At 66.5% G+C, this 22,591-nt stretch carries 21 protein-coding genes, 1 tRNA gene and 2 pseudogenes; 6 read left to right on the plus strand and 18 right to left on the minus strand.

Annotation, left to right across the window (positions count from 1 at the left end; translation table 11 throughout):
- Nucleotides 1-2 precede the first annotated feature (2 nt).
- Both GPX89_RS29725 and GPX89_RS29730 read right to left on the minus strand, forming a co-directional pair.
- Nucleotides 3-149, minus strand: a complete 147-nt coding sequence (locus GPX89_RS29725; protein ID WP_157390986.1) for a hypothetical protein — start codon at nucleotides 147-149, stop codon at nucleotides 3-5.
- Between the two features lie 9 nt (nucleotides 150-158).
- On the minus strand, nucleotides 159-1,259 hold the full coding sequence (locus GPX89_RS29730) for a serine/threonine-protein kinase (protein ID WP_157390987.1): 1,101 nt from the start codon (nucleotides 1,257-1,259) through the stop codon (nucleotides 159-161).
- 189 nt (nucleotides 1,260-1,448) lie between these two features.
- On the opposite strand from GPX89_RS29730, the gene GPX89_RS29735 reads away from it, so the two are divergent.
- Nucleotides 1,449-1,521, plus strand: a tRNA-Ala gene (locus GPX89_RS29735).
- Between the two features lie 360 nt (nucleotides 1,522-1,881).
- Here GPX89_RS29735 and GPX89_RS29740 read toward each other — a convergent pair.
- The 7 genes from GPX89_RS29740 to GPX89_RS44170 all read right to left on the minus strand — a co-directional run bounded on the left by GPX89_RS29740 (nucleotide 1,882) and on the right by GPX89_RS44170 (nucleotide 8,761).
- On the minus strand, nucleotides 1,882-2,520 hold the full coding sequence (locus tag GPX89_RS29740; protein WP_157390988.1) for a hypothetical protein: 639 nt from the start codon (nucleotides 2,518-2,520) through the stop codon (nucleotides 1,882-1,884).
- Between the two features lie 272 nt (nucleotides 2,521-2,792).
- A complete protein-coding gene (locus GPX89_RS29745; protein ID WP_157390989.1) occupies nucleotides 2,793-3,299 on the minus strand; it encodes a hypothetical protein in 507 nt (168 codons plus the stop codon).
- A complete protein-coding gene (locus GPX89_RS29750) occupies nucleotides 3,296-5,401 on the minus strand; it encodes a hypothetical protein (RefSeq protein WP_157390990.1) in 2,106 nt (701 codons plus the stop codon). The genes GPX89_RS29745 and GPX89_RS29750 overlap by 4 nt, the downstream gene beginning before the upstream one ends.
- A gap of 662 nt (nucleotides 5,402-6,063) precedes the next feature.
- On the minus strand, nucleotides 6,064-6,351 hold the full coding sequence (locus GPX89_RS29755) for a hypothetical protein (RefSeq protein WP_198347651.1): 288 nt from the start codon (nucleotides 6,349-6,351) through the stop codon (nucleotides 6,064-6,066).
- Between the two features lie 68 nt (nucleotides 6,352-6,419).
- Nucleotides 6,420-7,049 (minus strand): MspA family porin, encoded by a 630-nt coding sequence (locus GPX89_RS29760; protein WP_157390991.1) that lies wholly within the window; start codon nucleotides 7,047-7,049, stop codon nucleotides 6,420-6,422.
- 705 nt (nucleotides 7,050-7,754) lie between these two features.
- Nucleotides 7,755-8,207, minus strand: a complete 453-nt coding sequence (locus GPX89_RS29765) for a hypothetical protein (RefSeq protein WP_157390992.1) — start codon at nucleotides 8,205-8,207, stop codon at nucleotides 7,755-7,757.
- Between the two features lie 224 nt (nucleotides 8,208-8,431).
- Nucleotides 8,432-8,761 (minus strand): hypothetical protein, encoded by a 330-nt coding sequence (locus GPX89_RS44170; protein ID WP_157390993.1) that lies wholly within the window; start codon nucleotides 8,759-8,761, stop codon nucleotides 8,432-8,434.
- Between the two features lie 310 nt (nucleotides 8,762-9,071).
- On the opposite strand from GPX89_RS44170, the gene GPX89_RS29775 reads away from it, so the two are divergent.
- On the plus strand, nucleotides 9,072-9,365 hold the full coding sequence (locus GPX89_RS29775; protein WP_198347653.1) for a YciI family protein: 294 nt from the start codon (nucleotides 9,072-9,074) through the stop codon (nucleotides 9,363-9,365).
- Between the two features lie 50 nt (nucleotides 9,366-9,415).
- Here GPX89_RS29775 and GPX89_RS46005 read toward each other — a convergent pair whose 3' ends face one another.
- Both GPX89_RS46005 and GPX89_RS29785 read right to left on the minus strand, forming a co-directional pair.
- Nucleotides 9,416-9,925 carry a sigma factor-like helix-turn-helix DNA-binding protein gene (locus GPX89_RS46005; RefSeq protein WP_328602445.1) on the minus strand — a complete coding sequence of 170 codons (510 nt, stop codon included), beginning with the start codon at nucleotides 9,923-9,925 and terminating at the stop codon, nucleotides 9,416-9,418.
- A gap of 116 nt (nucleotides 9,926-10,041) precedes the next feature.
- The gene (locus tag GPX89_RS29785; protein WP_157391236.1) at nucleotides 10,042-11,199 is read right to left on the minus strand and encodes a lipase family protein; all 1,158 of its coding nucleotides are present in this window, start codon (nucleotides 11,197-11,199) and stop codon (nucleotides 10,042-10,044) included.
- Between the two features lie 302 nt (nucleotides 11,200-11,501).
- Between GPX89_RS29785 and GPX89_RS29790 the strand changes: the two genes are divergently transcribed.
- Complete coding sequence (locus GPX89_RS29790) at nucleotides 11,502-12,200, plus strand: DUF998 domain-containing protein (RefSeq protein ID WP_157390995.1); 699 nt, start codon at nucleotides 11,502-11,504, stop codon at nucleotides 12,198-12,200.
- A gap of 19 nt (nucleotides 12,201-12,219) precedes the next feature.
- Here the strand turns inward: GPX89_RS29790 and GPX89_RS29795 are convergent.
- Nucleotides 12,220-12,930: pseudogene (locus GPX89_RS29795) on the minus strand (hypothetical protein); the annotation flags it as partial.
- A 45-nt stretch (nucleotides 12,931-12,975) separates the two neighbouring features.
- Nucleotides 12,976-13,032 (minus strand): annotated as a pseudogene (locus GPX89_RS46305) (hypothetical protein); the annotation flags it as partial.
- Between the two features lie 158 nt (nucleotides 13,033-13,190).
- On the opposite strand from GPX89_RS46305, the gene GPX89_RS29800 reads away from it, so the two are divergent.
- The gene (locus tag GPX89_RS29800) at nucleotides 13,191-15,236 is read left to right on the plus strand and encodes a M3 family metallopeptidase (protein WP_157390996.1); all 2,046 of its coding nucleotides are present in this window, start codon (nucleotides 13,191-13,193) and stop codon (nucleotides 15,234-15,236) included.
- Nucleotides 15,237-15,261: 25 nt separating this feature from the next.
- Here GPX89_RS29800 and GPX89_RS29805 read toward each other — a convergent pair whose 3' ends face one another.
- Entirely contained in the window at nucleotides 15,262-15,408 is a 147-nt protein-coding gene (locus tag GPX89_RS29805; RefSeq protein ID WP_157390997.1) for a hypothetical protein, read from the minus strand.
- Nucleotides 15,409-15,551: 143 nt separating this feature from the next.
- On the opposite strand from GPX89_RS29805, the gene GPX89_RS29810 reads away from it, so the two are divergent.
- Both GPX89_RS29810 and GPX89_RS29815 read left to right on the plus strand, forming a co-directional pair.
- Entirely contained in the window at nucleotides 15,552-16,370 is an 819-nt protein-coding gene (locus GPX89_RS29810) for an alpha/beta fold hydrolase (RefSeq protein ID WP_157390998.1), read from the plus strand.
- A 201-nt stretch (nucleotides 16,371-16,571) separates the two neighbouring features.
- Nucleotides 16,572-17,549 (plus strand): alpha/beta hydrolase, encoded by a 978-nt coding sequence (locus GPX89_RS29815; protein ID WP_407939499.1) that lies wholly within the window; start codon nucleotides 16,572-16,574, stop codon nucleotides 17,547-17,549.
- Between the two features lie 560 nt (nucleotides 17,550-18,109).
- On the opposite strand, the gene murQ is transcribed toward GPX89_RS29815, so the two are convergent.
- The 4 genes from murQ to GPX89_RS29835 are packed head-to-tail and all read right to left on the minus strand — an operon-like array spanning nucleotide 18,110 to nucleotide 22,588.
- On the minus strand, nucleotides 18,110-19,039 hold the full coding sequence (murQ, locus tag GPX89_RS29820) for an N-acetylmuramic acid 6-phosphate etherase (RefSeq protein ID WP_157390999.1): 930 nt from the start codon (nucleotides 19,037-19,039) through the stop codon (nucleotides 18,110-18,112).
- Nucleotides 19,036-19,902, minus strand: coding sequence for a MurR/RpiR family transcriptional regulator (locus GPX89_RS29825; protein ID WP_157391000.1), 867 nt, complete (start codon nucleotides 19,900-19,902; stop codon nucleotides 19,036-19,038). The genes murQ and GPX89_RS29825 overlap by 4 nt, the downstream gene beginning before the upstream one ends.
- Nucleotides 19,899-21,059 carry an anhydro-N-acetylmuramic acid kinase gene (locus GPX89_RS29830; protein WP_157391001.1) on the minus strand — a complete coding sequence of 387 codons (1,161 nt, stop codon included), beginning with the start codon at nucleotides 21,057-21,059 and terminating at the stop codon, nucleotides 19,899-19,901. The genes GPX89_RS29825 and GPX89_RS29830 overlap by 4 nt, the downstream gene beginning before the upstream one ends.
- Nucleotides 21,059-22,588 carry a sodium:solute symporter gene (locus GPX89_RS29835; protein ID WP_157391002.1) on the minus strand — a complete coding sequence of 510 codons (1,530 nt, stop codon included), beginning with the start codon at nucleotides 22,586-22,588 and terminating at the stop codon, nucleotides 21,059-21,061. The genes GPX89_RS29830 and GPX89_RS29835 overlap by 1 nt, the downstream gene beginning before the upstream one ends.
- Nucleotides 22,589-22,591: the final 3 nt, after the last annotated feature.

A 22,591-nucleotide genomic window follows, 5' to 3' on the forward strand; every position in this document is an offset into this window, starting at 1 on the left:
CCTCATGCCAGGACGGTGTAGGTCAGCCAGATCAGCGTGATCAGGAAGCAGCCCGCGCCGACCCGGGAGGCGACGCGCAGCCAGTGCCAGGCACGGGATCCCGGGTACACGTACTGCTGCCAGGCCAGGCCCGCCCGCTTGTGTGTCATGGCACGTCCTCACAGGTGGTGGGCGAGGGAGACGATCACCCAGGCGAGCAGTACGAAAACCAGCCAGCCCAGCGTGATTCCGGCGGCGGCCGCGCCCAGCAGCACGCCGCCGATGTAGCGGACGTCGTTGCGGGTGAGGCCCTCCAGAACGCGCTGGCGGTAGGCCAGGGCGGGGTGGATGAAGATGCCCCACAGTCCGGTCGACGGCAGGTCGACGCCGGACGGCGCGGCCGGCGGGCGCGGGGGCTGCCCGGTGAGGACGCTGGTCTGCGCGCGCACCGGCACGGTGGCCGGTTCGGGCCTGGGTGCCTGGATCTTCCGTGTCACCTCGCGGGATTCGGCGTGCACGGCATCGCGGAAGTAGTGCTGGAACTCGGCCGCGGATTGGAACCGGAGCGCGGGATCGGGGGAGAGCGCCTGATCCAGTATCGATTTCAGGCGTTGCGGCAGATTGTCGGGCGCGAACGCCGCCTCCAGCGCCTCGGTGCACACCACCGCGAACGAGTACACGTCGCTGAGGTGGGTGAACCGGCCCTGTTCGAGATATTCGGGCGCGGAATAGTTCTGGGTGCCGACCACCTGGTGTGCCCGGGTCAGCCGCTGCATGTTCGCGCGCATTTCGATGGCGATCCCGAAATCGGCCAGTTTCGCGGTGCCGTCGCGGCAGATCATGATGTTCTCGGGTTTGATGTCACGGTGCACCACCTGTTTGGAGTGCGCGTACACCAGCCCGCTGAGCGCGTCGGTGAGAATCCGCGCGATCCCCGGCAGCCCCTGGTTCTCCCGGGCCCGCAGATACTGCCGCAGATTCTCCCCGTGAATGAACTCCATCACCAGAAACGGTGACCGGCACCCGTTCTCGTCGAACACCCCCGAGTCGTGCAGCATCACGATATTCGAGCAGTTCATCTGCGCCGCGATCCGCGCCTCCCGCTCGAACCGCTGCCAGGCCACCTGCTCGTCCTGCGCCCGCACCGCGAGACTCCCCGCGTCGAGCACCTTGACCGCAACCTGCCTGCGCAACTGCCGATCCCAGGCATCCCAGACCTCGGCCATTCCGCCCTTACCGACGAGCCCCCGCAACTCGTACCGGCCATTGATCAGCCTCACCCGCGTGCGACCTTCCCCGCGGAGCAGGCGCCTTTCCCGGCGACCCACCCCGGACGACAACGAATCACCCGCGAGTGTACGCGCGCCCCCACCCCCTCGGCCGCTCCTTATCTACCAGCCGATTTGCCCTCCAGGGGGTCCCATGGTGTACCTTCTCCCAGTCGCTCGGATACCGAACGGCAACCATCCGGGGCTATGGCGCAGCTGGTAGCGCACCACACTGGCAGTGTGGGGGTCAGGGGTTCGAGTCCCCTTAGCTCCACAACATCCCATCAGATCGCCGTAGATCCCATATGGGATCTACGGCGATTCGGATTACGTCTGACCGCACTTCTCTCACAGCGCCCAGGGAGCTCCTCCAAATCGGTGTCAGCAGCGCTGCGGCATGCGGCCCTACGCCCTGGTTGAGCGGCTTTTGTAACTCGTGCCTTATCGGGGCGGTTCGCGCTCGATCTGCTTTTTGTTCTGTGCCTGAGTCACAGGCATACTTCGCTTGTGGGGCCGACCCGCTGCATTTGGCCGTGCTCTTCGGGATCGCCGACACCACCGCCATCCGCTGGGCAGCGAACGCACAGAGGCTGCAGAAACCAGAGATCGGCGATTGAACCGCCGCCAAAGGATCTCAGCGCTGCTCGATGAGCGTCGGTAGTGGCGTTGCCGTTCCAGTCGCGGTGTTCGGGAAACACGGTGACGTTCCGGCCAGGGCGAGACCGTCTTCGCCGTCGGCGTCGCTGGCTTTACCGAGAATGACTCCGAGCAGGTAGCCGTCATTGGTGACCGCGTTTGCCAGCTCACCCAGTTTGATCGGTGTTACGTTCCACAGCCGGTCCCGCCAGATCCGGACAATGTCGTTGAAATAGTCGCCCGTCTTGCCCGACGGGACGCCTTTGAGCCAGTACCAGACCTGGGCCTTCTTCGGTCCGGTGGTGTCGTTGAGGTCCCCGTCGCATGGAGCCGCCGGCAGGTTGCGAAGGTCGACTTCCGGTTTCTTCCCGTCGACCTCGGTCGGCGGCGCGGACAGCGTCGCCCCCGGGGGCAGCGCGTTGAGGGTTTCGGTGAGATATTGCCGGATCCTGTTCTGCGCCGCGGCCTCGTTGAGTTGACCAGCCACGGGCGTCGAGGTGGGCGTGTTCGTGGAGTCGGAGGAGTGCGCGCCACACGCTGTCAGCGCGACGCTGGATACGGTGGCTGCGACCAGCAGGCTGCGACGCAGCGCAGAGGTTGCGAAAGTACCGTTCGGGCTGAGCAGTTGAGCCGTCATTGCTTGGGCATCCTCCAGATTAGGGAAGCACGTCCCACATCAGGATCCATTTCTTTTGCGTATCGGGTAGTGTTGTGCTATCAGAATTCAGGGCACGGAGTACTGAAATATCAGACTTAACCTGACGTAGCTCCCTGATTTTTTCAATCGGGAGACTTCTCCAATCGACTGCATCTGCTGAGACATCGCTATGTCGATCCATTCCGTCCGACCGGTCGCGGCTATGGTGTGCCGCAACACCATAGCCGCCGGTCTGTCTGAGCGCGGTCAAGTCATGATTTGTCGAAGTACTCGGCCCGCCAGAAGCGTTTCGGGAAGTCTTGCGGGTCGATCGGCGGGTCCAATTTCCCGGTCTCGATCGAGATCCCATACTCGCGGATCGATACGTCATAGATCTCCGCGACTGGTATCCTGCCGATCGGCCGACCGCGAGGGCCTTCCCACGGGTCTTCGCTCATCTCGGGTCTTTTCATGAACTCGGTGCGCGGCTCGGGCCAGACGTCCATCAGCATCGTCCCCTCGACAATGTCACCGTCGAGCTGGTCGATGGTGAAATGTGCTCCGCGCCACCAGAATGTGGCGTCCCGGTCAAAAACTCGGTCGAGATCGGCCGTCGGTACGGCCAGCTGCCAGTGGCCTTGGCGAGGTAGAAATCCCGGCGGGGGTGTCGGCCCGTAGGCGTGTAAGACGATCGTGTCTTTGTGCCACCCGGAGATGCGGTATTCGCTGCCCTGGTAGACGGCGAAGCTGCCGTTCGGGCGAAGGAGTTGGGTCGTCATGGCGTGGGCACCTTCCAAATTCCGGTTTCGTCAAGAACCCGCAGGACTTCCTGAGCGCCATCGGCGGTGATCCTCACCAGTTCCGCGCCAGCCTTCATCGTCGTGCCTTCTTCGAGGAAGTACTCAGGGATGAGCTCATTCAGGCTTGCCGTCCAACCTGTTCCCGTCGCTGGCCATGGGTATCCGGTGTCGAATCCCGGTGGCGCGTGGGGAATGAGGTCAGCCAGCGGGCCATCCGGTACCAGCGTGCCACCACGCTCGATCCCGAAGCGTAACGCGAATATCGCCGGATCATCCGGAGCGAACGGAGTGTTGTCGTAGTCCAGTCGCAGGCCATCGAACAATTGTTCCGGAGTCATGAGGTGGGCAGTGTCGGCCTCGGCGGTCACAGACCCTCCGATGCCGTCCGAAGGAAACTTCGGGTTGGGGAAGTTATTGGTGAGGATGGATTCCAGCTGGGGCCCGTCGGACGGGATCACTTTCTGCAAAATTTCGCCCGGCGCAGGGTCTGGCACGGCGTGGCGGGTGTCGTAAAGGATCTGCTGCTGCTCTGGTGTCAGGTCTTCGAGCGGGGTGCCCACCACCGCCTGGAACTCGTCCTGGGGAATGCCAGCACGTTCCAGCGTCGGGGCGATTGCATCGGAAATCGTCGGTCGACTCGTCGCTGCTGCGTCACCTGCAGCACCGAGGCTGGAAGCGGTTTGTCCCGTACCGAGAAGGAACTGCGGTGCAGATTTGCCCAATTGGCTGGTGGCGAGCAGGATTTGGGCGTCGGACAGTCCTTGGGCAGCCAGTTCGCGGGCGATGAGTTCGGTGCCGACCAGTCGACCTGCGGTCCAGCCGAGTTCGGCGACACCGGTGACGGCCATGACTGCGTTGAACACGTCACTGGCCTTGTCCTCGACGTTGCCGGCATCCATCTTGGTGGTACCGACCAGATGGGTGACACCGTCGACGGTTTCGTATTTGACGATGGTGACGCCGGTGTAGTCGGAGGTTTGCAGGAACGCCAGGTTGCCCTTGGCATCGAACATCGCTGTGGCCGAGTATTGCTCGCCGTCGGGGCCGCGATAGAACCATTCCTGGGTGCTGGTGCCGTCGGGGTTGGTAATGAGAGGTCCGCGGTGGGTGACGGGGTCGCTGCGCCAGGTGCCGGTTTCGGGGTCGAACTGGTTCCAGTAGTTCGGCCCTCCGATAACGTCGCCGTAGCGGTCGATGGGCACGGTGGTGCCGTCGGGTTCGCGGACAACGCGGGTGCCATCGGGTTGGGTGATGATGCTGACCGGTTGGCCGTCGATGCGTCCAGGCCCGGTGGTGACCTGGGTGTGGCTGTCGTCGGGGTTGGTGATGTCGGTGTTGATGTAGTTGTCGGTTCCGAGATGGGAGTGCGCGGAGCTGGTGGTGCCGTCGTTGTTGTGTACGACGGTGTCGACGGTGGTGCTGTCGGGGCTGACCTGCGCGGTGATCGGCGCGGGCCCGTCGGTGTCCCCGCCGGGCGGCACGACATACAGTTCCCCGTCGGGGTAGCGCACGGAGTGGGAGCCGTCGGGGTTGGCGGTCCAGGTGGTGGCGCCGCCGTTGCCGTCGGGTACCGACCTCATCTGGCTGGTGGTGCCGTCGGGGTTGTGGATGGTGGTGTCGATGCTGCCGCCACTGTCGGGCACCGGTGTCGACATCGCGCTGGAGACGCCGCCGTGTCCGTCGTCATGGGTGGTGAATACGCTGCCGTCGAGGTGGGAGCTCGAGGTGGTGGTGCCGCCGTGCCCGTCGTTGGTGATCGTGCACTGCGGGATGGTGTCGGGGTCGGCCAGGATCGGGAACATGTCGTCGCCGTCGGGTTCGATGTGCTGGACGATGGTGTCGCCGTCGACCTCGTACCAGGTGCGGACCGGTCGGCCCAGCGCGTCGTATGCCCACGGCGGATTCGTGTGTGACACAACGTTTCCGGTGGCGTCGAGCACGTCGACGGAGCCGTCGGGGTTCTTGCGTAGTTGCCCGCCGGGCGGGACGTCTTGGGGGAAGCGGTATTCCCGCGGTGCGCTCGGGTCGTCCATGAGGATGAAGGTCTGCTCACCGCCGTCCCAGGGTTTGGTGATCGTCAACTGCTGCGAGGAACCGCCGCGCAGGCGCAGCGCGGGCGCGAGGAACGCTGCCACACCGGCGAGCAGCAGCCACGGAATCCGCTCATCGCTACCGCCGTGCGCAGGAGCCGACGACGTGGGTGTATCTCGGTGCGCCGGAAGCGGAACCGTCGTCACCGGCGGGGCCGGGGCCTGCGCTGGTACGGGTGTCGCGGTGGGCGCGGGTGCGTCATTGGCTGGCGGGGCCGCTGGATTCGTCTCTGGCGCTGGAGGGGTCGGCGCCGGCTGTGGTGCTGCTGGTGCCGGGGGCTGATTGCCGGGCAGGACCTGGGGCTCGGCTCCGGGAACGGGGACGATCGGTGTCCCGTTGCCGGGCGGTATGGGTGGCAGGGTGAGTGCGCCCGCGCCGATTCCGCCACCGCCGCCGGGCTGGGAGGGCAGGCCCGGGGTTTGCGAGGGTAGCGGCGGTGGGGTGGACAAGGTGGGCGGGCCGCCCGGCGGTACCGGTGGTACGGTCGGGGTGTCGATGCAGGGCCAGCCCGGGTGCATGGCCTGCCACTGCTCACACGGCACGTACCCTTGCGCGGTCGCGGCAGGGGATCCGGCCAGGATCACGGCTCCGATCCCGAGTCCCGTGGCGGTCGCGGCGAGGGCGAGCGCGGTGTGGCGGGCGAGTCGGGCTCTCATCGGCGCTCCCGCCGGTTCTTGGCCTGGTCGCGCAGGGTGTCGATCCCCCACCAGGTAAGTCGCCCGGCGATGGACATGTAGAGGAAGAACGCCAGATACACCAGGACCGCGCCATAATCGTCGGCCCAGCCCGGCATCCGGTTGAGATTCGCGAACGCCACGATCAGCAGCAACAAGCCGAGTACGAGGCCGCCGACCGCGACGACGGTTGGGTTCACCGGTTCCGGTGTGGCATCGGCACGAGAAGCCGCCGCAGTGTCGGCAACAGGAGTGGTATCGGTCATCGGTGTCTACCTTCCGGTGCGTCCGCTGCGTTATGAGCTGCGGGAAATGTTCTGGGGTGCAGGGTCTTTCACAACCAGATGGGGTCGCCGTAGACGGAGATGTTGTTGTCGGCAGTCGGCGTGGAGATCGCGGCAGTGGCGAAACTTCTGATGGTCACGGGCCCGGCGCACGCGTCCACGCGGATCTCCACCTGCTCGGCGGTGATCGATCCCCGCGGCCCCGCAAGGGGTTTCGACCCGAACGCGATGGTCGAGATCGCACCCGGTTTGAGGGTGGTGGAGATGTTCGGGTTCACTGCCGCTTGCCCGCCGATGGTCACACCCGGGAATTGGGAGATGGTGACCGAGGCGTTCGGGCCGATCGAGAATCCCAAACCCAGCGTGAGTCCGCTCGAAACATCGACGGCGCAGCCGATTTGATAACCGAGCGTCACGGTGCCGGAGGTGATCGGCTGGCCGCCACTGCCGGTGACCTCGGTGATCGCCTTGAGGCTGACGAAACCCTCCCGGCTGACCGGGGAATTGGCGAGGTTGGGCCAGCGGTCGAGGTTCTCGCTGGTCTTGGTGATTGAAAGGGTCCAGCCGTCGTCGGTAATGGCCTGCCGATACTTGTCGGCTATCGGATCAGCACTGGCCGAACCCGCCGTCCATGCAGCCCCCAGCAGGGTCGTGGCCAGCAGTCCGACCCCAGCAGCCATCGCCGGTCGTATCATCAACACGAGATCCCCTGCACTTTCAGACAACATTCAGCAAACTTTCTGGGCCGCCAGGCTGGCATGCAGGCCACGCACCGCACCAGGCAGATGGGATGCCCATCACTCGGGGCGGGAATCATGACGGCAATCACGAACTTCCGACCGTGAATCGAAAGATGTTCGGGTACTAGATGATTCAAAGCGTCGCGACCACTTGCGCACCCGGCTGAGTCTGGCCGTGTATCCATATCGTTACGGCCGCTAAGGGGTCGACGTGATCCCATTCGCGATGCTGGTCGAGCGCCACAGTCTGCCCGCCCGGCAGGCACGGCGACCCGGACCTGTGGCGCTACAGCCCGGATCGATCCCGCCGCAGCTGTGGAGACAGGCAGGATGCACGCAACGGAGGGCATCCGCCGCCGCACCGCAGGGCGAAACGAATGCGTTGAGAATCGCGACCGGCAGCCGGACGAGTGCAGTGCCGCGACCGTGGCGTTGCCTGCGCTGCTGACGTCGGTGGGGGCGATCAGCGCGCGCCAAACGAATGCGTGCGCACCTGGGCTTGTCCTGGCGTGCGAATCGTGCGCGCCGACAGCGTGTATAGGGGTGTTCGGGAACACCGGCAATCTCGAGCGTGCATAGGAACCTTCTCCCGTGGGGAATCCGATTGCGGGACGCTGCCTCCCTCCGTGTGCGTCGGGCGAAAGCTCACCGCGGACGGCCGTGAGTATCTCGGCGAGGCACACCACGACGTTCCAGGGCGGCGCGGACTGTGGTGGCCTTGACGCCGAGCCGGTCGCCGATGCGGGCAAGCGTTTGGCCGTCCTGATAGTCGACGACGGCCTGATCGATCTCCTTGCGGGACAGTCGGCACTGGTGGCGGATCGCCGCGCCTGCTGTGCGAAGGATTTCGAGGATGCTGCCCTTGGCAAGTTGGTGATCGGAGGCGAGCTGATTGGCTGAAGCTCCACTTTCGTAAGCGGCGACGATCTGTGCCCGATCCGACTCCGACAATCGCCGCGCCAGTGAATGTACCTTCTGAATCTTGGCGGCCGGTTGACGTTTGGGCTGGTCAGAGACTTGACCGCGGAGCTTTCCGAGAGCGGAAGTTAGGGTGCCCTGGTTCGAGTAAGCTCGCATAAGGTCCACCAATCGTGTCATTGCACGAACCGACTCCATTGGGGCTGGTACCGCAGAAGCGGTACCAGCCCCAATGTCGTTCGGTGCGGACGGAACGACCTGGTCGGTGGGCAAGGGTTGCTAGCGTTTCTGGTGTGGCCGGTGCGGTAGGTGTTGTAGTCGAATGGCTTTCGTCCCATGGGGGATGGGTCTCGCCTGCGATCGCCGCGGCAAGTGCGGGTGTTGCCACACGGGCGTACCGGACGTCACGCACCGTGGCTCGGCGGGATGCACTGCGATTTGCCGCCGACCTGCACAAGGACTTGACGACCGGAGCCGTCGCCGACGCGAGGCATGTGATCGGAACACGACTCTATGGAGATTTGGCTGCGCGCGGCCGAGTCGAAGATCGTGTGATCGAGTGCTACTACGTTCTGCTCTGGGCTTATGAACGGCTCGCGACCGGAGCCGACGTGTTGAAGCGAGCGAGGTACGTAGAGGCGCTTGCGGTCCTGAGTCAGGCTGTCGATTGGCATGCGGTCGAGATCGCTAAGAATATTCGAATACTGAACGCGGACACCGAACTGCGAATTCAAGGCGAGCAAGCGATCGCTCGATTCGAGCAGTGTTTCGAGACACTCAGGACCGCACGTATCGAATCGGGGCGGAGGAATCCGATCACGTAGTTGGTCATGGCTATTTCCCGGCATATTCGCGGTATTCGGGGCGGGTGATCGCGAGGCGACCCCGATTGGTGCAGCGCCAGCGCGCAGGTCCCTGCAGGGTGCCCATCGCGAGCCCGGTGCGCGACAGTCGCGCGCCTGGATGTCGGCGACGTAGACCACTAGCGAGATGGTGATTTACCACGGCAACGCTCCGTTGCCGGGTACTCCGGAGGCGGAGAGGATGCCGGAGGAGGACAAGAAGGCAGCCTTCGCTGACTACGCCGCCCTGGCGGAGATCGAGAACTGGAGCGGTGCACCGCCGATGGGATTGCCGCAGAACGCGACGATCGTCACGGTGACCGACGGTGCACCCGTTCTCACCGACGGCCCGTGGCTGGACATCAGGCACACGGTCGGCGGTTTCGCGGTGGTCGAGGCTCCAGACCTGGATGCCGCCGTCGCGCTCGCGGCCCAGGTCCCGCGGGCACGGCTGGGCGGCGCAGTCGAGGTGCGTCCATCGGTCTCGCTCTTCTGAAAGGCCGGGCCCGGCGTGCTTTTCACATGTCGGGCCCTGAGACATCGGGGTCAGTCCGGTCGACGGTCGACTTCGGCGGCGACACGGCGGACGCGGTCGGTGTCGCGGATGACGTCGATCCTGACGATCTTGTCGCCTGCGACAGTGAACACCATCACCGCGTAGGGCTGCTCGTCGCGGATGCTGAGGGCGCCGATCGCCCCGTTGATCACCAGGTGGCGCAGCCGGCCGCCCTGCGGAACGCGCACTTGTTCAGCCACGGCCGCGGGACCGCTGACAACACTCGCGGGACGGCCGGCGCCGTAGTCGGTCCGCAGCACGATGTCTGGATCCAGAACATGGAGCAAGGCATCGAGATCGGCATTACGGGCGGCCGCATAGAACGCATCGACCACCTTCCGCTGCTGTGCCAGATCCGGATCACAGCGCGGGACCTCGGCTCCATTCACGCGCCGCCGAGCACGACTGGCCAGCTGCCGCGTGGCCGCCGGACTACGCCCAACGATGTCGGCGATGTCGGAGAAGGGCAGGTCGAACATGTCGTGCAGCACGAACGCCACCCGTTCGGCCGGAGCGTAAGCGCAGACCCTCACACGAGGATGAATTCGGACATCACGATCTGAGACAGTTCGCCGCGAAGCCGGATGACTCGGGGGCGGTTTCGCCCCCGACGTCGTCAGCAGGTGGAAGTTACGGGGTCGCCTCGGAAGCGGGATTCGACGTAGTTCCAGGCGTCGGCGAAGCCGACGACCGCACCGGTCATGTGTTCGGCGACGTCGACGGGGTGGAACTGCAGGGGGACACCGGCTTTGCAGTAGCGGGACGCGACGTCGGCGACCGGGTCGAAGGCGGTGAGGGTGTCGTAGCGGGCCTGCCAGAAGTAGGTGGGGGCGGTCGGCACGCCGGTGTCGTAGCGGAGGCTGTTCTCGCGTAGGACCGCGTGCGCTTCGGTGCTGTCGAGCAGGCTCTTGGAGGCCGCCATCTGTTCGGCGCTGCGGAAGGCGCCGTGGAACAGCAGGAAACGGCGGCAGGCGTCGTGGGTGAATTCACGGAACCACAGGCCGTTTTCGTTGAGCTGGTCCGAGACCGGCAGCCGGGCAGGGTATTCGCGTTCGAGGCCCATGGCCGCCGCGAATGCCAGACCGAAGCCCGGATGCGGTTCGAAGCCCAGGGAGAGCGCCATCTGCTCCTCGTCGGCCGGAATTCCGCCCGCCACTACGGCATCCAGCTTCAGGTCCGGCGCGTAGGCCGGTTGCAGCGCACCCGCCCACGCGGTCGCCATGCCGCCGCCGGAGTAACCGGCCAGCGCCACCGGCGAATTCGCCAGCCCCAGCTCGCTCACCTTGCGCACGGCCTTCACGCTGTCGAGGGTGACCATCCCGCTGAGCTTGGCCGCGCCGTAGGCCACGTTCGGGCCGAGGTAGTCGGGCAGTGAGACGGCCCAGCCGCGCCCGATCGGCAGCATCGCCCCGACTCCGTCCTGGAGTTCGCCGTTGAACAGCGACCGCGACGGATTGCACTGCGAGCCCAGCGAATTGATCAGGGCCTGATAGGACACCAACGGCGGATTCCGCACCCCGGCGGGCATGAGCACGGTGGTCATGCCGAGAATCGGCTGCCCGGTGGAGTTGGTGCTGCGGAAGGCGATCTGCCAGCCCTCCGTACCCACGTACAGCCCGGTGTCGATGCGGCGCGTGCGCACCACGTCCCCGGGGGACAGGGCGGCCAGATCGGCGGGCGCGCCGTAGAACGGGTCGGGATCCGCCGTGGGATACAGGGGTTGCGCCGAGACCGGGGCGCTGATCAACCCCGCGGTCAGGATGCTCAAGGCCATCACGACAGCCTTGACGGAAACTCTGGACACTGTGTTCCTTCACATGTCAGCGTCACTCTCTCCGGTACCCCGACCTGGACGGGAGAGAGCTCACAATCAACAAGGGCACCACTGCGGCAGCCGAACTCACGCCCACCGCAACATGAGCGAGCTACCGGATAGCGAATACCACAGGAACAGTAAAACGGACAAATCGCCCAGCGAGTCGGTGTCGGGTCTGGGGAACATTTCTTCAATACCCGGCGTGATCGGCCGGTCGATAGTGGTGTTCATCCCCACCCCGATCGACGAGAGGACATGTCGTGACCGGCACCCTCGGCCCCGAAACCACCGCGCGAAGCACCGAAAAGCGGTCAGCGGCAACGCGAATACTGCTGGCCTGCGGCATTATCGGCCCGTTGCTCAACATCGTTGTCGTTCTCGCCCTCGGGGCGATACGCCCTGACTACGACGCCCTGGTAGTCCCGGACAGCAATCTGGAACTGGGGCCCGGCGGGTGGATGCAAATCACCAATTACATCGTGACCGGGGCGCTCCTGCTCGCTTTCGCCGTCGGGATGAGGCGGCCTCCGCGTACAGGAGGTGGATCCACCTGGGTCCCCATCCTGCTCGGCGGCTACGGCCTCACCTTCGTCGCCGTCGGGCTTCTCCTGCCCGACCCGTCGATGGGCTACCCGGCGGGAGCGTCGGACGCGCTGACCGTTCACGGCGCCGCGCACATTCTGCTCGGCCTGGTTCAGTTCGGTTCGCTGATCGCGGCCTGCTTCGTGCTGGCACGACGCGACGAGGCACTCGGAAACCGAGGCTGGTCCCGGTATTCGATGGCCACCGGCGTGCTGGTCGCCACCTCGTACGTGGCCTTCGCCCTCATCGCCAAATTGGTGGACGGGGGCCCGGCGGGGCTCATCGAACGGATCGGGATCGCCGCCTGCGGCATCTGGATCGCCCTGTTGGCGATCCGCCTGCTGACCGGTCCGGCCCCATACGGGTCTGCCGAATAGCGGTGCGGGGTCTGCGAACTCAGTGGCAGCAGTGCCCGTCGGGTCCGTCGGTCGACGGAAGTCGGCAGAAGCAGGACGCTCGAATCGGGACATCCGACAGGGCGGTAGCCAGTTTCAGCTGCTGGCCGATGATGTCGGCGGCGTCGGTCTTGCCGAGGCGCAGCAGGCATTCGTGGTAGCCGTGCAGGGCCCACACATTGCCCGGATGTTGGCAGGCGCGCGGGAGGGCGTGGTCGAGGCCCAGGTCGGCGCGGTAGACGGCCTCGGCTTCGGTGATTCGGCCCTGCTCGAGCAGGAGATGGCCCAGGGCGTGCCGGGCCGGGCGCATCCAACCCCAGGGCTCGTCGTAGGGGAGCGAGTCATCGAGTTCGACGGAGTGGCGCAGCGCTTCGAATGCCTTGTCGTGATCGCCTTTTCGATAGAGCAGCTCGCCGTCCAGCGTCGCGGCGGCAATGGCGAGGATGTCGCGGCAGGTGTTGTTGAACAGGGTTCTGGAGTCCGGCACCCGGGCCACGGCGGCGTGGAACAGTTCCCGCTCGCGCTCCGCCTCCTCGATCCGGCCGGTGGCGGAGTAGGCGACGCCCTTGCCGTAATGCAGCATCGCGGTCGTAACACAGTACAGCTGAGGGTCTTTCGGCAGTTCCAGTGCGATGATCTCCGCCCAGAGGCCGAAACGGACGAGTACGTGGACACGCATCGCCACGAAGCTCTCCAGCCAATCGGCCATCGGCCAAGGCTTGTTGTAGTTGGGGCCCAGCGCGAAGGCCAGGCCCCAGTGTGCCGAAGCGCAGCCGGGATCCGCTCGCAGCGCTCGCTGGAAACAGCGCGCGGCCTCGTCGTGGTTGAAGGCATAGGTTCAGATCAGGCCCCGGTCGAACCACCGCTGCGCGTCGGGCGAGGAAGTCGTGACGGGCCTCGAATACGCGCCGAGATCGAAGTAGTCCGTACTCATTCCATGATCGTGCCACCTGCCGGAATAAGGTGGCGGGTATGACGAGCAACCCGTTCTTCGAGCGCAGCGCGCTGCCCTATGAGCTGCCGCCGTTCACGGAGATCAGCGAAGAGCACTATCTGCCCGCCTTCGAACGGGGGATGGCGGAGCAGCTGGCCGAGATCGCCGCGGTCACGGCGCTCGAGGAGAGCCCGACGTTCGCGAACACCATTGCGGCGCTGGAGCGTTCGGGTGAGATCCTGACACGGGTGTCGCAGGTGTTCTTCAACCTGGTGTCCTCGGACACGAACGAGCGGATCCAGGAGATCGAGGCGGAGGTGTCGCCGCGGCTGGCCGCGCACGCGGATGCCATTCACCTGGATCCGGTGCTGTTCGGCCGGATCGACGCGCTGCACGAGCGCCGCGGCGAACTCGGGTTGGATGCCGAGCAGCTGCGGCTGCTGGAGCGGTACCATCTGCGTTTCGTGCGCGCCGGTGCGCGGCTGGATGCGGCGCAACAGGCGCGGCTGCGGGAGCTCAATGCGGAACTCGCCACGGCGTCAACGGAATTCGGTCAGAACAATCTGACGGCCACGAACGCGGCGACCCTGATTCTCGACAGCGCGGACGAACTCGCCGGGCTCACGCCGGCGGCGGTGACCGCCGCGGCGGAGAACGCCGACGCCCTCGGACATCCGGGTAAATGGGCGCTGAGCCTACAGAACGTCTCCAACCAGCCCGTATTGGCCGATCTGGCGGATCGGGCGGTGCGGGAACGGATGATGGCGGCCTCACTGGGGCGCGGGTTCGGAGCGAACGGCGACAACGCCGCTCTGGGCGCTCGCATGACGGCCTTGCGCGCCGAACGGGCGGAGCTGCTGGGCTACTCGGATCACGCCTCCTACGCGGTCGCCGATCAGACCGCGAAAACCGCTGCGGCGGTGGAGGACATGCTGGCTCGCCTGGTGCCGCCCGCGCTGGCCAATGCGGAGCGGGAGGCGGGCGAGCTCACCGCGGCCATGCGCGCCGTCGACCCCGATGCCGAACTGCGTTCGTGGGACTGGCAGTTCTGGTCGGAAAAGCTGCGGGCCGAACAGTTCTCGGTGGACGCCGAGGTGCTGCGCCCGTACCTCGAACTGGAGCGGGTGCTGTGGGACGGCGTATTCCACGCGGCCGGACTGGTTTACGGGCTCACCTTCCGGGAACGCACGGATCTGACCGGCTATCACCCGGAAGTGCGGGTGTTCGAGGTGTTCGACGCCGACGGCAGCGCGTTGGGTCTGTTCCTCGGCGACTTCTTCAAGCGTCCCTCCAAACGCGGTGGCGCGTGGATGAATTCGCTGGTGCGCCAGTCGAAACTGCTGGACCAGCGCCCCGTCGTGGTCAACAACCTCAATATCGTGAAACCGGCCGAGGGTGAACCGGCCCTGTTGACCTGGGACAACGTCCGCACTCTCTTCCACGAGTTCGGGCACGCCCTGCACGGACTGTTCTCGGATGTGGTGTATCCGTTCTTCTCCGGCACCGCGGTGCCCCGCGACTTCGTGGAATTCCCGTCGCAGGTGAACGAGATGTGGATGGCGCGGCCGGAAGTCCTGGCCAACTACGCGCGCCACATCGACACCGGCGAGCCGATGCCGGCCGAACTGATCGAGCGCATGGTCGCGGCGGAACGCTTCGGGGAGGGTTTCCGCACGGTCGAATACCTGGCCGCGGCACTGCTGGACTGGGCCTGGCATCGTCGCACCCGCGCCGACGCGGAGGCCGACACCGATGCCGCGGCGTTCGAGGACGAAGCCCTGCGCAAGGCCGGTATCGCCGTCGCCGCCATCCCGCCGCGTTATCGAACGGGCTATTTCGCGCACATCTTCGCGGGCGGTTACGGAGCCGGCTACTACTCCTACATCTGGAGCGAGGTCCTCGACGCCGACACCGTCCAGTGGTTCGACGAGGGCGAGGACTCGATCCGCGCCAAGGGCGAGCGGTTTCGCGGCGAACTGCTCTCGCGCGGCGGCTCGGTCGACCCGTTGGACGCTTTCGCCGCCTTCCGCGGACGCGCACCGGAGATCGAGCCGCTGCTGATCCGCCGGGGTTTGGCCGGATAGCCGATTCGATCGCCGATCACCGGGTTCAGTCGGTGCGCAGCACGCTGTAGGCGGTGATCGAGACGGGGGCCGGGCGCGGGGTCCCGTGCCAGCCGATGGTCTTGGCCCGTTCGGCGACCGCCGCGTTGGCGGCGGCCGCGGCGTTGTCGTCGTCGAAGAGGGAGATGCTCAACCCGTTTCCGGTGTCGGGGTCCTTCAGGTGGTAGGCGGCGACGAAGCCGGTCGAAAGTACTTAAGCGTGACGGATTCCCTGGTCGTCGGATCTCAATAGCGTTGTGGTCAGTAAGAACAACCACGGACGAGCAGGAGAATCCGATGCCGTACTTCGACTCCCATGACGGTACCCGGTTGCACTACCAGGACTGGGGTACCGGACAGCCGGTGCTGTTCCTGGCGGGCGGCTGGCTCAGCAGCACCTCCTGGGAACTGCAGATGTTGCCGCTGTCCAAACAGGGGCTGCGTTGCCTGTCCTACGACCGGCGTGGGCACGGCAAGTCCGACTGGGCCGGGCACGGTTACGACTACGACACCCTTTCCGAGGATCTGGCGGCGTTCCTCGAACACCTCGATTTGACCGATGTCGTGGTGGTCGCGCATTCCATGGCCGGCGGCGAGATCATCCGGTACCTGACCCGGCACGGCAGCGACCGGATCAATCGGATCATGCTGGTCTCGGCGACCCTGCCCTTCCCCGCCCGGACCGCCGACAACCCGGACGGCGTCCCCAAGGCCATCTTCGACGCGGTGAACGCGGCCCGTGCCGCCGACCGTCCGCTGTGGATGGAACAGAATGCGCAGGCGTTCTTCGCAACCCAACTGGGCAACCAGGTGTCCTCCGCGCGCATCGCATGGATGGTGCAGAAGTGCATGGACTGCTCACTGCTGGCGGCCGACGCGATCATGGAGACCATCTTCACCACCGACTTCCGTGCCGAACTGCGGGAAGTCACGGTTCCCACCATGATCATCCACGGTGATGCCGACGCCTCCGCCGCCATCGACATCTGCGGCCGCAAGACCAAGGACCTGATCCCCGTGAACACCTACAAGGAATACCCGGCCACCGGTCACGGCATCATGATCACGCACGCGGCGCAGCTCAACGCCGACATCATGGACTTCATCAAGTCCTGATTCCGGCCGCGGCCGGTTCCGATCGTGGCGGAGATGACCCGAAAGATCACCACCGCCGTACACGTCGCCTGAAACACCCAGGCGCACAACGGTCGCCGAGTCGCTCCGCGAGATCGACTCGGCCCGTCGCTACTCGGCGATATCACCCTTCCCGCTGGGATAGAGTGGATTCCCTGAAATCAGGTGGGAGGGGTGGGCGTAGTGAGATTCGAGGGACGCCGGACGTTTCGGGGTGTGTTGAAGCGGATCGTCACCGTCGCCGCGACGGCCGTGCTGGTGTCGGCCCTGGGGGCGGCGCAAGCGACGATCGGCAGCGGGCGGGCCGTGGCCGCGCCGTCGGGCGGATACGAGGAACTGTGGGTGCCCTCCAGCATGGGGCCGATCAAGGTGCAGGTGCAGTGGGCCGCGCACGGCGGCAGTTCGGCCCTGTACCTGCTGGACGGGTTACGCGCGCCCGGCGATCACAATCAGTGGACGTCCGATACCGACGCGCTGCGCCAATTCGTCGGGGACGACGTCACTCTGGTGTTCCCGGTCGGCGGGCACTCGAGCTTCTACACCGACTGGTTGCGGCCGAGCAGCACCAACGGGCAGACCTTCACCTACCGCTGGGAGACCTTCCTCACCGAGGAGCTCCCCAACTTCCTTGCCGGATACGGTGTTTCGCGCACCAACGATGCCATCGTCGGGCCGTCCATGGGCGGTAACGCCGCACTGGTGCTGGCGGCCCACCATCGGGATCAGTTCCGGTTCGCCGGATCCTTCTCCGGCTACGTGAATCCCACGTTCCCGCTGTGGAACGAGGGCATGCGCGCCGCCATGCGCGACGAGGGCAACTTCAACCTCGACGACATGTGGGGCCCGATCACGAATCCGGCCTGGAGCCGCAACGACGCCACCGTGCAGGCCGAGCTCCTGCGCGGCCTGCCCATGTACATCTGGAGCGGCAACGGCGTCCCCACCGGCGCGGACCTGCCCAACGGCGTCGGCAACACCGTCAACGCCATGGCCCTGGAAGCGATGACCCAGACCGCCACCCAAATCCTGCGAAACCGCCTCGCGGCCTTGGGAATCCCCGCCCGAGTCGACATCGGCCCGGGCACCCACACCTGGCCCTACTGGCAGGAGGCCCTGCGCACCGCCCGCCCCATGATCCTCGACGCCCTCGCCGCGCGCTGAGTAGGCGGTTCTGAGATTCGGGTGGCGGGGGGAATGATTTCTCGTTGATCGTTCCGTGATGACCGGGCCACATCGATGTGGACCGCAACACCGATACCTGGCGCTATCGGACCGCCTCGAATCCGGCCGATCCCAGCGAGCCCAACGACGGCGACGCGACCACCGCCACGCTCATGCTGGATCCGACGACGCCCGCGCAGCAGCAACAGACCTTCCCCTGTCTCGCGCACGACACCGAGGGCGCGAAGGGCGCCGGCCCCCGAAACGGCGCTCCGCCGCTCACGGTGTTCCTCGACGGCGACCCGATCAACCACGGATACCTGCTGATCACCGATGATCGAGGCAAACGGATCGGACACGTCAATGGCAAACGGGTGAACGAGATTCCGGGCGCCCGCTTCAACGACGTCAAATCCAACAACTCCACCTACAAGTTCGAGCCGGAATACCAATTCCCGGCCGGGACGCACTTCACCGTCACCGTGGACGGCGCCGGACTGACGAAGCCGGACAAGACCGACGTGGTGATCCTCGACGCCGACTGCGACGAACAGCTCGTTTCAGCTGGTCGGGCGGGGGTCGCGGATCGCCGAGCGGACGAAGCCGTTCGACTGTGCGAGCAGGGTGCGGGCGGTTGCCGCGTCGACTCCGGCCAATTGCATGACGATGGCGGTTTTCGGGTGTCCGCCGGCGGCGTCGAGAAGGGCTGCGGCGGTGGGGAGGTCGATGTCGGCGGCCTCGGCGACGATGCGGCGGGCTCGGTCGACGAGTTTGGCGTTGGTCGGGGCCACATCCACCATCAGGTTGCCGTAGACCTTGCCGTCCAGGACCATGGTCGCGGTCGTGAGCATGTTGCAGACCATCTTCTGGGCGGTGCCGGCCTTGAGGCGGGTGGAGCCGGTCAACACCTCCGGGCCGGTCTCGATTTCGATGGCCACGTCGGCGTGGACGCTGATCTCGGCGTTGCGGTTACAGGAGATCGCGATCGTCGTCGCGCCGACCGCGCGTCCGTAGCGCAGTGCCCCGATGGCGTAGGGGGTGCGGCCGCTGGCGGCCAGCGCCACGACGGCGTCGGCGGCGCTGAGGTGCACCGCGGACAGATCCTGTTCGGCCCGGGCCGGATCGTCTTCCGCGCCTTCGACCGCCCGGGCGAAGGCCCCGGCGCCGCCCGCGATGATGCCGAGCACCTCGCCGGAGTCGATGCCGAAGGTCGGCGGGCATTCGACCGCGTCGAGCACGCCGAGCCTGCCGCTGGTCCCGGCTCCGATATAGATGAGTCTGCCGCCGCGCCGCCGGGCCTCGACAATGCCTTCGACCGCCCGGGTGATCTCTGGAATCGCCTGCGCCACAGCGGAGGCCACGCCCGCATCCTCGGCGTTCATGGTGCGCAGCATCTCCTCGACCGGCATCGAGTCGAGCGCGGCGGTGCGCGGGTTGGCGAGCTCGGTAGTCAGTGCGGCGATACCGTGCGCGGGGCGTGCGCGGCTCATCGAACCCCCTTCGTCCGGCGGTTCGCGACCGCATCGTAGGTGCGGTGCAGCGCCGCGTGCGCGGACGGGGTGCGCTGCAGGACCCCGACATAGAGGGTGTCGACGATCAGGAGCTGGCTCATTCGACTCGCCAGGGCCGCCGAGCGGAAACCGTCCTCCCGTCCGGCCACCAGAACGGTATGTTGTGCCGCGCGTGCCAGTTTCGACCGGTCTCCCGCCGTCACCGCGACCGTGGTGGCACGCGACGCGTGCTCGACCGCCTCGACGATGCCGGCGGTCTCACCGGAATGGGAGAAGGCGACGATTACATCGCCCGCCTCCAGCAGGCTCGCCTGCACCAGCGCGTCGTCCTCGGAAGTGCAGGCACTGCACCACATTCCGATCCGGGTGAGCTTCTGCGCCAGATCCATGGCGACGAGCCCGGAAGCGCCGATGCCGATGAGTTGCACGCGCCGCGCCCCGGCCAGGGCGTCGACGACGGCCTCCAAGGCCGCGGGGTCGGCGAGTTCGGCGGTGGCCAGCATGCCCTCGGTCTCGAAGGCGGTCAGCTTGTGCAGCACCTTCGACAGCTCGTCGGCGGCGTGGATATCGGTGGCGAACACCGGTGAGCCGTCTTCGCTGCCGGCGGCGGCCAGGGCGAGGCGCAGTTGAGGATATCCGTCGTAGCCGAGCGTTTTGGCCAGCCGGACCACCGCGGAGGTGCTGGTGCGGGACTGCTCCGCGAGCTGGTTCACCGTCAGTTGCGCGACGCCGGAGGGATCGTGCTGAATCACGCGCGCGACTTTCAGCCCGCTCGGAGACAGCCGCGGGATCGCCGCGAGCAGCCGAGTGCGGACATCGTCACCGGCCGACACGGCGCTCATCCCGTCACCGTGAGTCGCCGAGGCGGCGTGAAAGATGCTGCGGGGAAGTCGAATCCGGCAGCACCGGGGGTGAGCGAGCCGAGCACGCTGGCGTGCGCCGCTCCGGTGCACGCGGCGTAGCTGCCGGCGTGGCCGTGCGCGGTGAGAAAGCCGAGAACGGCGAAGGCGGTGGCCTCCTTCGCCGCCGAGGGCAGCCCGAGTTCGTCGGAGGTGCGCAGCCGAGCCGCGCCCAGCCGATCGCGCAGCATCGCCACTAGGGCCGGATTGCGAGTTCCGCCGCCCGAGGCGATGATCTCGGTGAGCGCGAAGGGCTCGAGCGCGTCGGCGATGGTGTGTGCGGTCAGCGCGGTCACGGTGGCGACGATATCGTCGGGCGCGAGCGGCCGGTCGCGCAACACGCGCGCGAGGTAGTCGCGGTTGAACAGCTCTTTGCCGGTCGACTTGGGTGGCGGCTCGGAGTAATAGGGTTCGGCGAGAAGCTGTTTCAGCAGCTTGTCGTCGACCGCACCGCGTTCGGCGCGCGCACCCGCGCGGTCGAAATGCTCGCCGCCGTCGGTGACGATCGCGACGGCGGCATCGATCAGCGCGTTGCCCGGCCCGGTGTCGAAGGCCGCCGGGGAATCGCCGGTGACGGTCACGTTCGCGATCCCGCCGATATTGAGCGCGGCCGAGCGCACCGGACGTCCGGCCAGCCACAGCATGTCGAACAGTGCGACCAGCGGCGCGCCCTGCCCGCCCGCGGCGATGTCGCGGGCTCGGAAATCGCTGACGACCGGCAGACCGGTCGCCTCGGCGATCCAGGCGGGCTGGCCGAGTTGGAGGGTGCCGCGCGCCCTGCCCCCGCGCACCCAGTGGTACACCGTCTGGCCGTGGGAAGCGACGAGATCAGCGGCGCCGCCGAAGAATTCGCTACTCGCCGCGGCGGCGGCCGCCGCGAATTCCTGTCCGATCGCGGTGTCCAGGCGGCACACCGCCGCCATGTCGACCGACCCCGGCGGCAGTGCGGCGACAAGTTCCGAGCGCAGCCGGTCGGGATACGGGCGACTGAGCAGTCCGGCGATGCGGATGTGCATGGCGTCGTCCCGCATGCCGATCTCGACGCCGACCGCGTCGATCGCATCGTGGGAAGTCCCCGACATCAGCCCGATGACGCGCATTACGCCACCACCCTCGCCGGAGCCGTCTCGACGGCGGCGGGCGCGGAATGGAAGCGCGAGGTGATCCCCCCGACCACGAGGGTGACGACCACGCCGATGGGCACCAGCCACTGGGCGGCTATGCCCTTGTGGGTCACCGTCCCCGCCATCGTCACCTCGATCTTGATCACCCGCACCACGAAGGTCATCACGGCCACCGTGACCACGAAGGCGACGATCGCATCGAACTGGTTGGCACGCTTGACGAGTCGGCCGAGCAGGAACGCGCCCAACAGCGCGCCGTAGGTGTAACCGGCGATCGTCAGCGCGGTGAGGTACACATTGCCGGTGGTCGCGCTGAAGCCCATCGCGAACAACGCCATCAGCACCGCCCACACCAATGTCATGGCGCGCGCCAGGCGCAGCATCGCGACATCGGAGATCGTCGCGCGACTGAAGCTGCGAATGATATCCGCGACAGTCGAATTGGCCATCGAGTTCAGCGCCGAGGACAGCGATCCCATGGCCGCGCCGAGTATTCCGGCGACCAGCAGCCCGGAGATCACCACCGGTAGCCGGTGCAGGATGAAGTCGGGGTAGAGGCCGTCCGTGCTGGACAGCCCGAGCTGCTTGGGTGTCCTGCCGCCGTTGTAGGACCACAGCAGCGCGCCGACCAGGGAGAAGGCCGCGAACTGCACGGCGACGAAGACGCCGGAGGCGATCATCGCCCGCTGGCTGTCGCGGAGCGTTCTGGTCGCGAGAATGCGCTGCACGATCAGCTGATCGGAGCCGTGCGAGGCCATGGCGAAGATGGCGCCGCCCAGGATCGCGGTCGGCAGCGCGAAGCTGCTGGTGAGGATGTGCGCCAGGCCGAAGTCGGTGTCGAAGACGCGGAATTTGCCCGCGTGCAACGCATCCGAGTAGCCGTGCGCGCCGACGTGGCCGGTGAGCACGGCGATCGCGATGATCGCGCCGGTGAGGTAGAGGCCCATCTGCAGTGCCTCGGTCCAGATGACCGCCTTGATGCCGCCGAGGTAGGTGTAGACCACGGTCAGCAGTGTCAGCGCGACGATGATGACGTCGTAGCCGATGGTCAGCCCGAATTCGCTGAGCAGCAACTTGATCGGGATGGCGGAGGCGAACAGCCGCACGCCCTCGGCGAGGAGCCGGGTGAACACGAACGTCACCGACGCGACACCCTGCAGATAGCGGCCGAATCGCAGTTCGAGGTATTGGTAGGCGCTGACGAAACCGCCGCGCTTGTACAGCGGAATCAGCACGGCGGCGACGACGGTGCGGCCGATGATGTAGCCCAGTGCCAGCTCGACGTTGCCGAATCCCTGGTCGCTGTAGGCGCCGCCGGGGACGGAGATGACGGTGAGCACGCTGGTCTCGGTGGCGACGACCGAGAAACATACTGTCCACCAGGGCATTCGGCCCTCGCCGACGAAGTAGTCGGTGCTGGATTTCTGCTTGCCGGACAGCCGTAGGCCGATCCAGGCGACGGTGACGAGGTAGATGACGATGACGGCGAGATTGAGTGCGTTCATCGC

Source organism: Nocardia terrae (assembly GCF_009760405.1).
GTDB classification, from domain to species: Bacteria; Actinomycetota; Actinomycetes; order Mycobacteriales; family Mycobacteriaceae; genus Nocardia; species Nocardia terrae.

What these genes read in the sequence shown, in the direction of transcription:
- GPX89_RS29725 (WP_157390986.1), bottom strand. Translation starts at nt 149, where the DNA reads ATGACACACAAGCGGGCGGGCCTGGCCTGGCAGCAGTACGTGTACCCG.
- GPX89_RS29740 (WP_157390988.1), bottom strand. Translation starts at nt 2,520, where the DNA reads ATGACGGCTCAACTGCTCAGCCCGAACGGTACTTTCGCAACCTCTGCG.
- GPX89_RS29745 (WP_157390989.1), bottom strand. Translation starts at nt 3,299, where the DNA reads ATGACGACCCAACTCCTTCGCCCGAACGGCAGCTTCGCCGTCTACCAG.
- GPX89_RS29755 (WP_198347651.1), bottom strand. Translation starts at nt 6,351, where the DNA reads ATGACCGATACCACTCCTGTTGCCGACACTGCGGCGGCTTCTCGTGCC.
- GPX89_RS29760 (WP_157390991.1), bottom strand. Translation starts at nt 7,049, where the DNA reads ATGGCTGCTGGGGTCGGACTGCTGGCCACGACCCTGCTGGGGGCTGCA.
- GPX89_RS29765 (WP_157390992.1), bottom strand. Translation starts at nt 8,207, where the DNA reads ATGACACGATTGGTGGACCTTATGCGAGCTTACTCGAACCAGGGCACC.
- GPX89_RS29775 (WP_198347653.1), top strand. Translation starts at nt 9,072, where the DNA reads ATGCCGGAGGAGGACAAGAAGGCAGCCTTCGCTGACTACGCCGCCCTG.
- GPX89_RS29785 (WP_157391236.1), bottom strand. Translation starts at nt 11,199, where the DNA reads ATGGCCTTGAGCATCCTGACCGCGGGGTTGATCAGCGCCCCGGTCTCG.
- GPX89_RS29800 (WP_157390996.1), top strand. Translation starts at nt 13,191, where the DNA reads ATGACGAGCAACCCGTTCTTCGAGCGCAGCGCGCTGCCCTATGAGCTG.
- GPX89_RS29810 (WP_157390998.1), top strand. Translation starts at nt 15,552, where the DNA reads ATGCCGTACTTCGACTCCCATGACGGTACCCGGTTGCACTACCAGGAC.
- murQ (WP_157390999.1), bottom strand. Translation starts at nt 19,039, where the DNA reads ATGAGCCGCGCACGCCCCGCGCACGGTATCGCCGCACTGACTACCGAG.
- GPX89_RS29825 (WP_157391000.1), bottom strand. Translation starts at nt 19,902, where the DNA reads ATGAGCGCCGTGTCGGCCGGTGACGATGTCCGCACTCGGCTGCTCGCG.
- GPX89_RS29830 (WP_157391001.1), bottom strand. Translation starts at nt 21,059, where the DNA reads ATGCGCGTCATCGGGCTGATGTCGGGGACTTCCCACGATGCGATCGAC.
- GPX89_RS29835 (WP_157391002.1), bottom strand. Translation starts at nt 22,588, where the DNA reads ATGAACGCACTCAATCTCGCCGTCATCGTCATCTACCTCGTCACCGTC.